The 14736-nt window shown below is 55.8% G+C and carries 17 protein-coding genes and 3 pseudogenes; 4 read left to right on the top strand and 16 right to left on the bottom strand.

The window, feature by feature from the left end; genetic code table 11:
- Positions 1-81: pseudogene (locus WFH18_RS14345) on the bottom strand (IS6 family transposase); the annotation flags it as partial.
- A gap of 603 nt (positions 82-684) precedes the next feature.
- On the opposite strand from WFH18_RS14345, the pseudogene WFH18_RS14340 reads away from it, so the two are divergent.
- Positions 685-834, top strand: a pseudogene (locus WFH18_RS14340) (oleate hydratase); the annotation flags it as partial.
- A 5-nt stretch (positions 835-839) separates the two neighbouring features.
- Here WFH18_RS14340 and WFH18_RS14335 read toward each other — a convergent pair.
- Positions 840-1004: pseudogene (locus tag WFH18_RS14335) on the bottom strand (IS4-like element ISAba33 family transposase); the annotation flags it as partial.
- A 70-nt stretch (positions 1005-1074) separates the two neighbouring features.
- On the opposite strand from WFH18_RS14335, the gene sdhC reads away from it, so the two are divergent.
- Positions 1075-1449, top strand: coding sequence for a succinate dehydrogenase, cytochrome b556 subunit (sdhC, locus tag WFH18_RS14330; RefSeq protein WP_005005993.1), 375 nt, complete (start codon positions 1075-1077; stop codon positions 1447-1449).
- A 1296-nt stretch (positions 1450-2745) separates the two neighbouring features.
- Here the strand turns inward: sdhC and WFH18_RS14325 are convergent.
- From WFH18_RS14325 to WFH18_RS14305, 5 genes are all read right to left on the bottom strand, one after another.
- Entirely contained in the window at positions 2746-3027 is a 282-nt protein-coding gene (locus WFH18_RS14325; RefSeq protein WP_003464986.1) for a DUF427 domain-containing protein, read from the bottom strand.
- Positions 3028-3094: 67 nt separating this feature from the next.
- Positions 3095-3367 carry a glutaredoxin 3 gene (gene grxC, locus WFH18_RS14320; protein ID WP_005005995.1) on the bottom strand — a complete coding sequence of 91 codons (273 nt, stop codon included), beginning with the start codon at positions 3365-3367 and terminating at the stop codon, positions 3095-3097.
- Between the two features lie 453 nt (positions 3368-3820).
- The gene (locus tag WFH18_RS14315; RefSeq protein ID WP_002118292.1) at positions 3821-4567 is read right to left on the bottom strand and encodes a ferredoxin reductase; all 747 of its coding nucleotides are present in this window, start codon (positions 4565-4567) and stop codon (positions 3821-3823) included.
- Positions 4560-5162, bottom strand: coding sequence for a sulfite oxidase-like oxidoreductase (locus tag WFH18_RS14310; RefSeq protein ID WP_003464980.1), 603 nt, complete (start codon positions 5160-5162; stop codon positions 4560-4562). Before WFH18_RS14310 ends, WFH18_RS14315 begins: the two co-directional genes overlap by 8 nt.
- Before the next feature lie 156 nt (positions 5163-5318).
- Positions 5319-5444, bottom strand: coding sequence for a hypothetical protein (locus tag WFH18_RS14305; protein ID WP_256380712.1), 126 nt, complete (start codon positions 5442-5444; stop codon positions 5319-5321).
- Positions 5445-5629: 185 nt separating this feature from the next.
- On the opposite strand from WFH18_RS14305, the gene WFH18_RS14300 reads away from it, so the two are divergent.
- A complete protein-coding gene (locus WFH18_RS14300) occupies positions 5630-6100 on the top strand; it encodes a TlpA family protein disulfide reductase (RefSeq protein ID WP_003464979.1) in 471 nt (156 codons plus the stop codon).
- A 325-nt stretch (positions 6101-6425) separates the two neighbouring features.
- On the opposite strand, the gene WFH18_RS14295 is transcribed toward WFH18_RS14300, so the two are convergent.
- From WFH18_RS14295 to WFH18_RS14285, 3 genes are all read right to left on the bottom strand, one after another.
- Positions 6426-6719 (bottom strand): DUF1330 domain-containing protein, encoded by a 294-nt coding sequence (locus WFH18_RS14295; RefSeq protein ID WP_010591688.1) that lies wholly within the window; start codon positions 6717-6719, stop codon positions 6426-6428.
- Positions 6720-6777: 58 nt separating this feature from the next.
- Positions 6778-7209, bottom strand: a complete 432-nt coding sequence (locus WFH18_RS14290; protein ID WP_005006001.1) for a GlcG/HbpS family heme-binding protein — start codon at positions 7207-7209, stop codon at positions 6778-6780.
- Between the two features lie 72 nt (positions 7210-7281).
- Positions 7282-8295 (bottom strand): zinc-binding alcohol dehydrogenase family protein, encoded by a 1014-nt coding sequence (locus WFH18_RS14285; RefSeq protein WP_002118279.1) that lies wholly within the window; start codon positions 8293-8295, stop codon positions 7282-7284.
- A gap of 75 nt (positions 8296-8370) precedes the next feature.
- On the opposite strand from WFH18_RS14285, the gene WFH18_RS14280 reads away from it, so the two are divergent.
- Positions 8371-8538: a hypothetical protein gene (locus WFH18_RS14280; RefSeq protein WP_016487060.1), complete on the top strand. Its 168-nt coding sequence runs from the start codon at positions 8371-8373 to the stop codon at positions 8536-8538.
- Between the two features lie 204 nt (positions 8539-8742).
- On the opposite strand, the gene WFH18_RS14275 is transcribed toward WFH18_RS14280, so the two are convergent.
- The 6 genes from WFH18_RS14275 to istA form a co-directional block, all read right to left on the bottom strand.
- On the bottom strand, positions 8743-9711 hold the full coding sequence (locus WFH18_RS14275; protein ID WP_336755098.1) for a magnesium and cobalt transport protein CorA: 969 nt from the start codon (positions 9709-9711) through the stop codon (positions 8743-8745).
- Positions 9708-10412 (bottom strand): glutathione S-transferase N-terminal domain-containing protein, encoded by a 705-nt coding sequence (locus tag WFH18_RS14270; protein WP_003464969.1) that lies wholly within the window; start codon positions 10410-10412, stop codon positions 9708-9710. Before WFH18_RS14270 ends, WFH18_RS14275 begins: the two co-directional genes overlap by 4 nt.
- Before the next feature lie 140 nt (positions 10413-10552).
- Positions 10553-11092: a peptide-methionine (S)-S-oxide reductase MsrA gene (gene msrA, locus WFH18_RS14265; RefSeq protein ID WP_003464967.1), complete on the bottom strand. Its 540-nt coding sequence runs from the start codon at positions 11090-11092 to the stop codon at positions 10553-10555.
- A gap of 1 nt (position 11093) precedes the next feature.
- The gene (gene msrB / locus WFH18_RS14260; protein WP_003464965.1) at positions 11094-11537 is read right to left on the bottom strand and encodes a peptide-methionine (R)-S-oxide reductase MsrB; all 444 of its coding nucleotides are present in this window, start codon (positions 11535-11537) and stop codon (positions 11094-11096) included.
- A 520-nt stretch (positions 11538-12057) separates the two neighbouring features.
- Positions 12058-12861, bottom strand: a complete 804-nt coding sequence (istB, locus tag WFH18_RS14255; RefSeq protein ID WP_010454871.1) for an IS21-like element ISPst3 family helper ATPase IstB — start codon at positions 12859-12861, stop codon at positions 12058-12060.
- Positions 12854-14353: an IS21-like element ISPst3 family transposase gene (gene istA, locus WFH18_RS14250; protein WP_024012635.1), complete on the bottom strand. Its 1500-nt coding sequence runs from the start codon at positions 14351-14353 to the stop codon at positions 12854-12856. Before istA ends, istB begins: the two co-directional genes overlap by 8 nt.
- Positions 14354-14736: the final 383 nt, after the last annotated feature.

Below are 14736 nucleotides of genomic sequence, written 5' to 3'. Positions count from 1 at the left end.
GCTAATGCCATATTTACAATACCAGCGCACAGCCCAAAGAATGATTTCGCCCTGAAAATGCCGACCATGGAAAGGATTCATATGCTGCACCTTTAGCTAAAACAGTCTTCAACTTACCATTCGTGGTTATTTGCAACAGTGCCACTTGGGTGGTCTGCCTTTAGCTGGAACATGCTTCTGCAATTGCTCAACCATTTAAATAAAAGGTTGACCATGAGATGCCTGTATATCGCTTAAACTGTGTTTCAGAAAGCTTCTTTGAATCAATGTATTTCATCCGCAGATTATGCACGAATGCTAAGAAAATTAGAGTACAAATATCAATCAAAAAGGTGCTCGTTTTTTGATTTATGAAAGAGATCTATTATTCAATTATATCTTTTAATGATCAATAGAAAGCCTAGTTTCAAACACATTCTTCAGACACAAACAAATACGATCAAAATAGAGTGACTACTCTATAAAATAATAAAATCAATTACTTAAATCATATTTTATTTTAAAAAAATACAAATGTGTATTAAAAATAACCATTACTTACATTTTTTTGATTACAAAATATAATGAGTAAATTGCTTCCCATTTCATACATTTTTCATATATAAAAAGTCATACTATTTTTAAGGTTTTTCTAAATCACATTTTATACTTCATAGTTTTTAACATCATTATTAAAGGTGAACCATGCAAAAGAAGAAGCGCACCCCATTAGACGCACAACAGTCCCATCTTTGGATTATTGGTGGTGGTATCGCAGGTATGGCTGCTGCTGCATTTGCAATCCGTGATGCCAAAGTCCCTGCCAAAAATATCCATATTTTCTCTGTACACGACAAATTTCACAGAACCCTTATCCTATCAGGATTCTGCCTTCTTAAAATTGCCAAAATTTCCTTAAACTCTTCTTTTTTCCCAAAACCAATTAAACGCTGAATCGCCATTTGAACATAGTCTAAACCATAGCGAAATAAACTCATTGAGAGTCGTCCATGCTTCTTTATTTTTGTTACAGCTGCTATGATGAATGAGATCGAAAACTGAAATCCCCCACTAGAATTGTTGACTGGAGTCAAAATGAATAAAAAGCGGCCGGTTAATCTTGATATTCGAACCATTCAGCTTCCTCTCACGGCGCTTACATCGATTCTGCACCGGATTTCAGGAATTATGCTCTTTATTTTTCTGGGACTGATACTGTATATGCTGAGCAAATCGTTGGAGTCAGAAAAGGGTTTTAATGAAGTCAAGGAGATTTTTTCTTCACCTTTCGGCAAAGTTAGTTTCTGGTTGGTATACTCTTCATTTATTTATCATCTCGTAGCCGGAATTCGACACCTAGTTATGGATGTGGGTGTTGGTCATACTTTGAAAGGCAGCAATCGCGCCTCTACTATTGTTTTAGTAGTGTCGGGTGTTTTAATGGTTGCTGGCGCCGTATGGATTTGGTAGCTGTGGAGTCGTAATGCGTATTTACAAGGACTAAAAGCGTCCTTTAAAGCTAACTTACGAAAGTATTTATAATCGACGGTTCACGCTTAAACGGTTGAATCCTTTCGGGCTTCCGAATAGCTGTTAGCTGAAAGCTATCATGAGCTAAGTTTTCTGTGCATCATCAAATGTGTTAATGGGAGCGCCATAGTACTAGGTACAAATATGGCTCTAGGACAATGTTAGATGTTTTGGATTTTGAGGCGGATCGCTCTTATCGAAGATCGTCTAATTCGCTCTGAAGCGCAGGTTTTTTGAAACTATCACCTGGTTGGCACACTGTGCGAATCAACATCAGATATGAGAAAGCCAATCAGGTGAACACTACCCTCGAGGGCTCATCTGTCCAGTTAAAGCCTCGAGTCTTTCTGGGTGCGCAAAAGACAAGAAGGTTATATGGGAAAATTATGAGGCCTGGATACCATGCGTCATGGGCGTGCCGATGCTGTGAGTGACAGAGCGAGAAGCAAGTGAAAGTCCCTGAAGTAGGGGCGGGATGCGCCCGAGTGGCATTTTTTGTCTTAAGGTAGATCGCGTAGCTGTTCTTCAGAATAATCTTCAGAGCGTTGACGACAGCCATCGCTGTGCATTCCTCAAGAATAGAATGTGTCGGAAGGGTGGCGTCATTGGTGTTAGTCATCGCTTAGGATTTCTCAATCTGGCTTACACGGGCGCCTGTACCGATATCCCCGCGGATGGCGACGTATCGATGTTGAATTCCTCGCCAGACGAAGTGCAATGAGCTGCGGCTATAGGCTTGCGCAGCCTTAGATAGCCGGCCGTCGCAGGCGCGCCGGTTGGCCGGGATCTTCTTCTGCCCGTCAGGTGTCCGGTCGGAACTCCAGCACGAACGCTACGACCTTTTCGGCGGACATTTCGCACGGCTTCAACAATGTCCTATCTGATGTAACGCGGAAGAGGTTGAAGCTGACAATGTCAGTCCCGTCCAACTCCCTGGCGAACAGACTGTTGCGACGTCCGTCCCCAGATCGCCGGACGATCAAGCTGAAACGCCGGCCTTCATAAGTCCCTTCTCTGTATCCCTCCGCAAGCTTCGCGAAAGCGGCATCGAACTCGGAATGCTCCATGTCATCCATCCTTATTGATAGAACAGAGGCGCGGCGGGTGCGAGACCGCCAGTGCCGGGTCGCGCTAAGGTGCCGGGCAGATTCCTGCAGCCGACGAGGCCCGGGGTGGGCAGGATAATTGAGATGTCGGCGCCCGCATGGCTATCAGCGAAGTCGTCCGTCCAGTCTGCTAGGCAACGTCCACGCCTTTCCAGAAAGCGATGTAATCCCGGATACCCTCGGCATCCGGAGTGGGGGCGGGATAGGTCCAAGCGGCGTTCACGTTGAGCGCGTCACCCGCGCGAACATGAAAGAAGCGCGCGGCGCCTTTGATCGGACAGACAGATGTGTGCGGGCTCATCTCAAGCAGGCTCAGGTCGACTCCTGACGGTGGGAAGTAGTGATTTCCCTCGACGATGACTGTTTCGTCGCTTGTGGCGATAGTAGTGTCTTTCCAGATGGCTGAGACCAACGGACTCTCCTTTTGTATTCATCAACCGGCGAAGGCTCGCGGGCTGGCTGCCCCAAGCCGCACCTCCTCAGGTGGCAGGCGGGTTGCGCCCGAGAAGTTTGTCGAGCTCGCCTCTGACATCGAGCGCGAATAGCTCATCGGAGCCACCGATAAGGGTGCCATTGATGAAGATCTGCGGCACGGAGCTTCGCCCCGACGCTTCCGCCATGGCCTGCCGGTGAGCCGGATCCGCCTCAATATCGAGCTCCTTCCATCGCACGCCCTTTTCCTTGAGGAGCGCCTTCGCTCGGCGGCAGAACGGGCACCAATTCGTGGTGTACAGCAATACATCAGTTGTCATATTGCATCTCCGGCAGTTGCACGCGGATCGCTGTCATGGCGTTGATCTCCAATTCGCGGCGTTCAAAGATGGCGACTGCACCTTGGCCGACATCGGAGCAGATGCTGACGATTGGCCGCTATCCAGGCGACATGGCCCAAAGTGCTTTCACCGCCAGGCAGAGGCCGCACGCGCCTCCTGTAGCGCCGAGCCGATGCTCTAAGGTAACCGAGCCTCGATTGGGACGGAAGCGGTCCCGCTCGAATCGCCCATCATGCTGGTCGAGCATATCAGGACGACGGATAGTGCAGGAACTTTCAAATTGAGCTTGATGTCGAGCCAGGTATCGCGAGCGAAGGCGTTCTAGAGGCCGGGGGGTACGAAGACTGTGTTCGGCAAAACGGTTCACGTTGATCGCCAAAGCTTCCCAGGGCGCACGTCTACGATCGGCGCGACGTGAGATAGCTCGCGCCGCTAGCCCCCGTAGCGCTCCGTCTTGATGATGGAGGCGTCCAAGCCCGCCAGCAGCGCGCTATCGGTTGCGATGTTGACGAATCCGTTAGACCCGCAGACGAACACTTGCGTCGGCTTTCCCTGAAGCCTGGTTAGAATTTCTTGGACCATCATGCCGTCGATCCGTCGCGCAAAGTCCGATGCGCGAACCGGTTTCTCGCGCGTAATCGCGAGCGCCAGGACGAACGCCGGATCGCTGATTTCGATGCAATGAAGTTCTTCTGAGAAGAGAACGTCCTCGGCGGTTCGTGCGGACAGGAGCAACGCTGTCGGAACGGCTTGGGCCAATGCGCGGCGCTGCCGGATCATTGCCATCAACGGCACGAGGCCGGAGCCTCCCCCGATCAACAGAACCGGATCTATGGCAGGCTCAGGCCAAAGGAAATGGCCACCGAGCGGACCGCGAACTTCGATTTCGTCACCAATCGCCGCGATGTCGTGAAAAAACGGCGAAACTTCGGCATCCGGCATGCGCTCGATAGCTATCTCGACGATCGGGGTCGAAACTGCCGATGACGCGATCGAGTAGCTGCGCATTGCACTGTAGCCGTCGGGCGCGGTCAGCCGGATATCGACGTGCTGACCTGCGGTGTGCGCGAACGGCTTGCTCAACCGAAGGAAGAAGCTCTTGATACTCGGTGTTTGCTGGATGATGTCGTCGATCACGCATGATTGCCACGAACGGACTTGCGCTTCGTTTTCAGTCATGGGTGTATCGTTGTTCGCGCCACGGATCGCCGTAGATGTGATAGCCGTGCAGCTCCCAAAAGCCGGCCTCGTCACGCGTCGTGAATTGCAGCGCATTCACCCATTTGGCGGATTTCCAGAAGTAAAGGTGCGGCACTAGAAGACGCGCCGGCCCCCCATGATCGCGGGAAAGTGGCTTGCCCGCATAACTGAGGGCGACCATCGCTTTCCCGGAAAGCAGATCCGTCAGAGGGACGTTTGTCGAATAATTATCGTAGCAGTGCGCCAAGACGAAATCGGTAGGCCGATCAAGCTCTGCATCTGCAAGGATGTCTTCAATGAGTACACCCTCCCAAACGGTATCCAGTTTGGACCAAGAGGTGACGCAGTGAATATCCTTTGTCACCTGGGTCTTTGGTAGAGTGTTGAATTCGCCCCAATTCCACGTTTTGACGGGCTTCGGACCAATTTTGACTGTGAATTTCCAGTCGGAGGGCTCTACCCTCGGCGTAGGGCCGGCCGACAGAACAGGGAAATCCTCCACCAGATGCTGACCTGGCGGAATCCGATCGGACTGGTCGCCTGAACCGCGACCGGTGAAACCTCTGGTGACCATAGTGACCCCTCTTGCTCGATACGGCAGACCGAAGCCGGCCTTCATTTCAGTACTCTGCGTAAAGCATTTGCCCGCACATCCGCCGAATAAGCCAATCGACTAAAAATCAGATACAGATGCTCTATCATCGTAAAAAATCGCGTATCGAACATAGCGTCAGGCCAGCATGATTCCCAATACCCAATGGCTATAGGGTAGATAACCCCAAGGCTGCGTACGCTGATCTGCGGTATGCGGAGCGGAAGTTGCAGGTTCGCTCTCAAACGGATGGGCAGCGTGCAAAGCTCAAGGCTCACCAGCGCATGGTTGCCCAGTTCGCGCTCGCCGGCAGCTTGAGTATATTAAGGACGAAATGTCGATCTGATCTATTCTGGCTTCAGGAAATAGGGAAAATAAGGTCGGACGTTCGCGCACCGTCGCGACGCGCGATCATCCACTAAGCTTCTGTATCGGGGTTGGAGGATCAGATGAACGAGATCGAACGACAAGCGCCTGAGCTGCGGGTGCAAAAATGGATTGGCAAAGATGGGGAAAGTATCGCGCCGTTCAAACTGTCAGATATCGGGCCCGGCCCGAAAATCTTGTTTGCCTTCCAGCATTGGTGCCAAGGTTGCCATTTGCATGGGTTTCCGACGCTACAAAAGTTGCATGCAGCGTTGAGCTCAAAAGACGTGGGGTTCGCAGTGATCCAGACCGTCTTCGAAGGAACGCATGAGAATACCTTCGAGAAGTTGCGCGTGAACCAGCTCAAGTATGAGCTTCCTATCGTTTTCGGTCACGACGAGCAACCGACCGGCTCGCCGTTTCCAACCTTCATGGAAGACTACCGCACACGAGGAACTCCGTGGTTTACGGTTATCGACGCTGGCGGTAGCATTGTTTTCTCGGACTTCCATCTCGACGCGGAGCGACTAGTGAAGCAACTTGAGCAAGGTTAATCGTTGGAAGGTGGGCAATCATCCTGATTGCCACCCATCCCCTGATGCCCACTACAGGCGTTGCGCGCTGTAACTCTGTTGATCAGCGTGCGAAAACCCGGATCCGGATAGGAGGAGCGTCAACGATTGAATCAATCCGTTGGGAGAGGGCGGCTCCGCTCCGTCAGCTCGGCAATAGATAACCCATTCTCGCCGAGCAACTCTCTGATCCGATCGACGATATGAGCCCCTAGCGCCGCTGTCTTGGTCCCCCCCACAGATTCCCAAGATGCGAGTTCACACGCCGATACCTCGTGGTCAGCGCCGAAGTGCTTCTGTCGGTATGTCACCGCCGCCCTTCAATGATAAAGGCGCGGTAACGGGAACCGGCAAAGCGTTGAGCAGCGATGGTTTGGTAGGCGGGACTGTCATACCAGTCGCGAGCGGCCTGCATCGTCGGGAAACGCAAGATTACGGCCCCTTCGATGGGCGGCCCCTCCAAATGCTGGATCGCGCCATAAGCGGCGAGAAAGGTAACGTCGTGACCATCGAACGATGGTCCGACGCCTGCAGAATAGGTTGCGAGTGCATGTGGGTCGCTGGTTTCTTCCCGCGTAAAGACGACGAACGCTTCCATCATTAGGCCTCTCAAAGGTTGGATCTGTTGGCCATTACCACCGGTGATGGCCTCACAGTCGTCAGGCTGGCAACTGGAACCCGATTTTCATGAGTGCCTCGACGCACGCATCCTGATCCTGCTGATAGTTGCCTCCGGAGATGCCTATGCCGCCGATCAACTTCCCATCCTCCAGAATCGGATAACCGCCGCCGACAGCGACCATCCGAGGGCGATAGGCTAGCGGCGCCACTTTTGGATCGTTGGTCACATAGTCGTTCCAGACATGGGTCGGGAACCCAAACGAGGCGGAACTCCAGGCCTTGTCGATGGCAACATCGACGGTAAGGAACGGCGCATCGTCGGTGCGCTCGAACGCGCGCAGGTTACCGGTGGCGTCGACGACGGCGACGGCAGCCGGGATGCCGATGGCACGGGCCGCAGCGAGCGCCGCGTCGATGAGGGCGACTGCGGTTTCGCGGTTGATCGAGGCGGTGGCAATAGATTTGGTCATGGGATTCTCATCGCTGGGGCATAACCCGTTCGGCTTTTTGAGGTTGGACAAGATGTTTGGCGATCGCGGTCGTTAGAAGCCTTCGAGGACGATCTTGCCTTTAGCCGCGCCACTTTCGATCAGTGCATGCACCGTCTTCAGATTGGCGGCATTGATCGGCGACAGTCGCCGGGTCAGCGTCGTGCGGATTTTGCCGTCGTCAACCAGCGCTGCCATCGCATCCAGAATCTCGCCCTGCTCATTCATGTCGGGCGTGCCGTAGATCGACCGCGTGAACATCAGCTCGTGGTGGATCGACACCGCCTTGCGCTTGAAAACCATGATATCGAATGCCTTGGGATCGTCGATCAGTCCGAACCGTCCTTGTGGGGCGATCAGTTCGGCGATGTCGGCGACATGTTGCTCGGTATGTGTGGTCGAAAAGACGAAAGCGGGAGCACCGATGCCGAGTTCGGCGATCTGTGGCGCGAGCGGACGAGAATGGTCGATGACGTGGTGAGCTCCAAGCCCTCTTACCCACTCTTGGGTTTCCGGTCGAGAGGCTGTGGCGATGACGGTGAGGTCCGTGCGCTGTCGCGCGATCTGGACGGCGATCGACCCAACCCCGCCCGCGCCACCGATGATGAGGATCGCCTCCGCCGCACCGGGTACGGGCTTCGCCACGTCCAGGCGGTCGAACATCGCCTCCCAGGCCGTCAACGTCGTCAGCGGCAGCGCCGCCGCTTCCGCCCAGGAGAGCGACGCAGGTTTGTGACCGACAATCCGGGCGTCGACGAGATGGAACTCCGCATTGGTACCGGGCCGTGTGATCGATCCGGCATAATAGACCTCGTCGCCTAACTCGAACTGCGTGACGTCGGGGCCGACCTCGCGCACAATCCCGGCGGCATCCCATCCCAGCACCTTCCAATCGCCATCTGCCGGCGGCGTGCTGTTGCGGACCTTGTAGTCGACCGGGTTGACCGAGACGGCCTTCACCTCAACCAGGATATCGTATCCTGCAGCGACAGGCCGAGGCAGATTGATGTCGACCAGCGCGGCATCCGCGGCGATGGGTCCCGGAACCTTGTAACCAATGGCTTTCATAAATGTCTCCAGCTTGCTTGATCGGATGACGCGAATGCTCGTTAGTCAACTTCTTCTACATTGAGGTCCCGACTCTTGAACTGGGTCGCGGTAGCAGATTTCATCGAACACGTCGATCAACAGGCCCTTATGCTCGGTCGCCGGATCGGTGATCGCGTAGAGGGTGGAGGCGTTATCGCCATCATCACCGCTTCCGAGGCGAAACGCCGCGTCGACGCAGATGCCGCACGGACCGATGGTTGATCCTGGCTCGAGATCGACGAGATTGCTGTCCTTGACGCGCTATTCGCGGTCTTAGCCCTTGGCGATGAAGGACTGAACTGCTTGTAGAGCGTCGGTCAGCTGCTATGTCATGGACGCACCTTCATCTTGAGTTGGATTGGACAAGCTTCCGTATAAGGCCCGCTGTAACCGTCAGATGACGGCGAAGAAAACGATGGGCAGTATTCACAGCCACTTAGCCTTCTTGAAGCACACAAATAGGAAAACGCACGATATCGCTATCACTCCGAGCACGACAAAGTATCCGTAGGCCGTGTCCAGCTCCGGCATGTGCTTAAAGTTCATGCCGTATATTCCAGCGATCGCCGTCGGGACTGCCAGTATTGCCGCCCAGGCCGCGAGCTGGCGGGTGACCACACCGATCCTTTGCGCTTCCAGAAGGCTGCTGGCCTCAAAGACCGTGGACAGGACAAGCAGGAGGCCGTCGACCATGGACTGCACGCGGTGGACATGGTCCGCGACGTCGTGGAAATATGGTGTCATTTCGGCGCTGATGCAGGGAAAGTGGCCGCGAACGAGCTTTCGCACCAGCTCGGCCATAGCCCTGAGCGTGCGCTGGAACCGCGTGAGTTCGGACCTTAGTTCGAAGATTCGCGCCACCTCTTCTGGCCCGAGGAAATCGTGCAGCGACCGTCGCTCCATCGCCAGGACGTCGTCCTCGATCATTTCGAAGATGGGCAGATACTGGTCGACCACGCGATGCAAGATCGCGTGCAGCACATAGTTGACACCCTTGCCGAACTGCGTCGGCGATGCCTCGAGTTGCTCCCGAAGTTTGCCCAGCGCTCCGGCATTGCCGTGCCGCACGGTGATAAGGTGATTGTGACCGGTGAAGATCGCCATCTTGCCGTAGCTGATCCGGTCGCCGACCAGCTCGGCGGTCTGCGCGACGACGTACAACTCATCGTTGTAGACCTCGAGCTTGGGCGGGCACAGCGGGTGCATCGCGTTGTCGATCGCCAACGGATGAAGATTATATGTCCTTTGGATCGCGAGTAGTTCCTCGGGGGTGGGTTCGCTAAGCGCGATCCAGCAGAAGCCCGAGCGACTCTCGCCCAACTTGACGTGCTCATCGAGCGCGATTTCGCGAACTCGCTTGCCTTCGTTGTAATAATAGGCGGCGATGATGCTCATGCTGGCCTCGCGGGAATGTGGAGGCCACGCTGGACGGCCGGTCGAGCCAGCCCGCGTCCAAGCCATGCGCGGACGTTCGAAAAGCTGCTGAGGCCAAGGATGTCACCCGCAGCGTAGAATTCCACCAGCGCATTCACCCAGCCGAGCGTCGCGATGTCCGCGATCGAATAGTCGTCGACGATCCAGTCGCGGCCTTCCAGCCGGCGATCCAGAATCCCCAGCAGACGCGTGGATTCGTCGATAAAGCGCTGTTGCGGCCGCTTGTCCTCATAGTCCTTGCCGCCAAATCGCAGGAAGAAGCCGAGCTGACCGAACATCGGCCCGATGGCCGACATCTGAAAGAACACCCACGCTAGGGTCTCGTAACGCTGGCCTGGTTCGGTGGAGATGAACTGACCCGTCTTGTCGGCCAGATAGAGGAGGATCGCACCGGATTCCCATAAGGCGATGGGTCTACCGTCAGGGCCAGCCGGATCGATGATCGCCGGTATGCGTCCGTTCGGGTTCAGCGACACGAACGCCGGATCCTTCGACTCGTTGTTCGAGATGTCGATCAGGTGGGGCTCGTACGCCAGGCCAGTCTCCTCAAGCATGATCGAGACCTTGACGCCATTGGGCGTAGGGGCTGCGTAGAGTTGCAGGCGATCGGGATGAGATGCCGGCCAGCGCTGCGTGATCGGAAAGGACGAGAGGTCTGGCATAAATCTGCGATCCTGGTGTTGCGATGGCGACTGACTGGAACGAGCCGTCACTCTGAAGTAGGGTTCGATGACCGCGTCGCTGAACGACGCGGTCACGAAGATTGCGGACCGGACCGGCGCAGTGGCAACGGCAGTGAAGCCTATTCCGCCGCGGTCCCGGCCGCTGGCTGTACGTCGTCAACCTTTTGGCGCTTCGGAAGCACCCAGCCGGGACGGACGAAGTGGCAGGTGTAGCCGCCCGGGCGCTTCTCCAGATAATCCTGGTGATCGGGCTCGGCCTCCCAGAACTCGCCGACCGGCTGGACCTCGGTCACCACTTTGCCATCCCACAGCCCCGAGGCATCCACATCGGCGATCGTATCCTCGGCGACGCGCTTCTGCTCCTCGTCGACATAATAGATGCCCGACCGGTAGGAGAGCCCACGATCATTGCCCTGGCGGTTCAGCGTCGTCGGATCGTGGATCTGGAAGAAGAATTCCAGGATGTTCCGGTAGCTCGTCACTGTCGGGTCGAAGACAATCTCGATCCCCTCGGCATGCGTGCCGTGATTACGATACGTGGCGTTCGGAATATCGCCGCCCGTGTAACCCACACGGGTCGAGATGATGCCGGGCCGCTTGCGGATCAGATCCTGCATGCCCCAGAAACATCCTCCTGCGAGAACAGCGCGCTGATGCATGTTAAGCCTCCTCTACTTGATCGAGATATTCACCGTATCCCTCGGACTCCATCTCGTCGCGCGGGATGAAGCGAAGGGACGCTGAGTTGATGCAGTACCGCAGACCGCCGCGGTCGGAAGGACCATCGGGGAACACATGGCCGAGATGACTGTCTGCGTGTACTGACCTGACCTCCGTCCGGACCATGCCGTGTGCGCTGTCCCGCACCTCGTTCACGTTTGCCGAAACGATCGGCTTGGTGAAGCTGGGCCAGCCAGTACCCGAATCGAACTTGTCCGTCGAAGCGAACAGTGGCTCTCCCGACACTATGTCGACGTAGATGCCAGGCTCCTTGTTGTCGTTGTACTCGCCCGTGAAGGGCCTTTCGGTGCCCGCCTCCTGGGTAATTCGGTGTTGCTCGGGAGTCAGGTGGTCGATTGCTGTCTGTGACTTTTCAAACTTCATTACAGTCTCCAATACTTATCTAGAGGGCCAGGCACGCTACCGCTAATTTTTTATGTCTCCTGATTTGCTCCTACAATGGTAGTGGGATGGCAAACGAGGTTTTACTAAGTGTTGGAAAATTAGAGATTTAAATTTCGCGTCTATTAATTATAGCGCAACTGAGTGGTTAAGCAAGTACGTAATCAGTAAATATTAAAAAAATAACACAAAAGCACGATTATATAATACAGTGTCAGTGTTTTATGATAATCAACAACGCCTGTTTAGATGCTGGTAGATGCGAATTTTTTGGCGTACAGTCAAAATTTTCTGATGGTTGCTTAGTGTGTTGGCGCTGATGGAAAATTGACCCACCCTGCCGATTGAAATTTGACCCAGGGCGGATTGCTGATTTTGTTACCAGCAACTGTGGATAAGTCTACCAGCGCAGCTGCTGTTGCCCCCACTCCTTCGCTAGCCCAGTTCAGTTGTTTAAGACCTGCCACACGCAGCCATGTAGCAGGCCGTCGTCGCCATGAAATCAGAACGGCTCATCGTCCTCCGGTTCCTGGCCGCCCTTACGCTTTCGCTCCCGTGATTTGATCTTGGCCTGGGCCGCCAAGCTACTGTGTTGCAGGCGATAGGACTCGTTACCGGTTTCGACGATGTGGCAGTGGTGGGTCAGCCGATCCAGCAGGGCGGTGGTCATCTTGGCGTCGCCGAACACGCTCGACCATTCGGCGAAGCTCAGGTTGGTGGTGATCACCACGCTGGTGTGTTCGTACAGCTTGGATAGCAGGTGAAACAGCAACGCACCGCCGGCCTGGCTGAAGGGCAGATAACCCAGTTCGTCGAGGATGACCAGATCCATGCGCAGCAGAGCTTGGGCGATCCGCCCGGCTTTGCCGTCGTGCTTTTCGCGCTCCAGCAGATTGACCAGATCGACCGTGGAGTAGAAGCGCACGCGCTTGCCGTGCCGGGTGATGCCGGACACGGCCAGCGCAGTGGCCAGGTGGGTTTTACCGGTGCCAGGCCCACCGATCAGCACCACGTTCTGCGCGGTGTCGGTAAAGGCCAGACTGGCCAGTTCGCTGATCAAACGAGCGTCTGCGCTGGAGGCGCTGAAGTCGAAGCCGGCCAGGTCGCGGTGCATCGGCAGCTTGGCCATGTTCATCTGGTGGCTCACCGAGCGCATGGCGCGATCTGTGTGCTCTTGTTCCAGCAGGTGTTCGAGCAGCCACTTGGACGAGGCTGTGTTCGACTCACCCTGCGCAGTCAACTCCGCCCAGGCCGTGGCCATGCCGTGCAGGCGCAGCTCCTTGAGTTCCGCCATCAAATCACGCATGACCGATCTCCTCGGTCTGGCCACGCAGGCGGTCGTAGCGCGCCGTGTTAGCGACGGGGGCTTCCTTGAGCGACAAGTGGGTTTCGACGCTGGGTGGTGGTTCGGTCGCGGCCAGGCGCGCCACGACATTGAGGATGTGTTCGGCGCTCAGGCTGCCGCTTTCCAGTACCAGCTCAACAGCCACCAGCACCGCATCGAGCCCGGCGACCGGTACGGCAGCCAGAACTTGCGCCATGATCCGGTCACCGCCGGCATGACGCCCCAGACCGTGCTTAAGCTGACGCAGCGGCGCCGGCAGATCAGCAAAGGGCGCGCCGTTGCGCAGCGCACCGGGCTTGCGTTCGATCAGCGGGAGGTAGTGCTGCCAGTCATAGCTGACCTGGTCGCGATCCAGCAAGCGGACATGGCTGGCGATCAGCGCGTCGTCAGCCACCACCTCGATTCGCGTCGGATACAAACGGCTGCTGACCCACTTACCCGCATACTCACACGGCACCGAGTAGCGGTTGCGCCCGACGCTGACCAGGCAGGTGCTGGAGACCCGCGCAGGCCGCTCGACGTAACCGTCGAATGGCGCTGGCACAGGCATCAGTTCAGCGCGCTCCAACTCCAGCACTTCGGCCACACTCAGCCCGCTGTATTGAGGGTGCGTCAGCTCGTTCCAAAGCGCGCGGCAGCGCTGGCCCAGCCAGGCATTGAGTTCCTCGAAGGAGTGAAACTGGCAGTCCTGGGCGTCTAGCCAGATACGCCTGCGGCTGTCTTGCACGTTCTTTTCAACGATGCCCTTTTCCCAACCAGCGGCGACGTTGCAGAAGTCCGGATCGAACAGGTAATGCGCGCACATCACCGCAAAGCGCGCATTCACCGCCCGGCCTTTGCCCTTATTGACCTTGTCGACGGCGGTCTTCATGTTGTCGTAGATGCCCCGGCGCGGCACGCCGCCCAAGGAGCCGAACGAGCGTGTATGGGCGTCAAATAACATCTCATGGCCCTGGCTCGGATACGCCACAAGCCAGAACGCACGGCTGGCACACAGCTTCAGATGTGCCACCTGCATACGCCGGTAAATGCCGCCGACCAGCAAGCCTTCCTCGCTCCAGTCAAACTGAAACGCCTCGCCAAGAGCAAAGGTCAGCGGCACAAAGGCCTGCGACGCCTTGCCCTGTCCCCCTCGCCAGGCACGGATAAACGCGGTGAGCTGGCTGTAGCCACCGTCATAACCTTCGGCTTTGATTTGCGCCAACAGCGCCTTGGCACTGCGCCGCTGTTGCTTGGGCCGCAGCGAATCGGCTTTTAGCGCCTGCTCCAGCGTGGCGTGAAAAGGGCTGAGTTTGTTGAAGATCGCGCGGCGTTGGTAGACCGGCGGCTTGGCCTCAGGTGCTCTGACCCACTTGCGAATCGTGTTGCGCGCCAACCCGGTGCGCTTGGCTATCTCATGCAGCGACAGCTTGTCGCGGAAATACATCCGGCGAATTTTGCCCATCATTTCCATACTGATCACCCTGTGTTCTCCTGCTCAAAAATTGAGCAGAAGCAGTTGAACACCTGGGTCAGTTTTCAGTCGGCAGAACAGCCTCTACTGGGTCAGTTTTCGGTCAGCGGCAACATCCTTGCAACACGGTATTGGGACATAGCCATAAAAAAACCCCGCCTCGGCGGGGTTTTTAGTGGGGGCTCAACTCACAAGGACGCAAATAGGACTATTGCAGCAGCCGCGAAGGCCAGGCAAGCGGCCGCGATATTGAGTCGAGCGATTCGCGTGGCTGATGTGTGCTGAAAAAACAGGAGGTTTTAACTTGGTAAACTAAACACACTCATCAGGAGTTTACCATGAGCAAGAAACACAAGACTTACACCACAGAATTTAAAGCTGAA

Origin of the sequence: Acinetobacter sp. USHLN143, from assembly GCF_037145695.1 — a bacterium.
GTDB classification, from domain to species: domain Bacteria; phylum Pseudomonadota; class Gammaproteobacteria; order Pseudomonadales; family Moraxellaceae; genus Acinetobacter; species Acinetobacter fasciculus.
The sequence above is the reverse complement of the archived record's forward strand: the minus strand, read 5'-3'. Positions and strand labels throughout refer to the sequence as shown.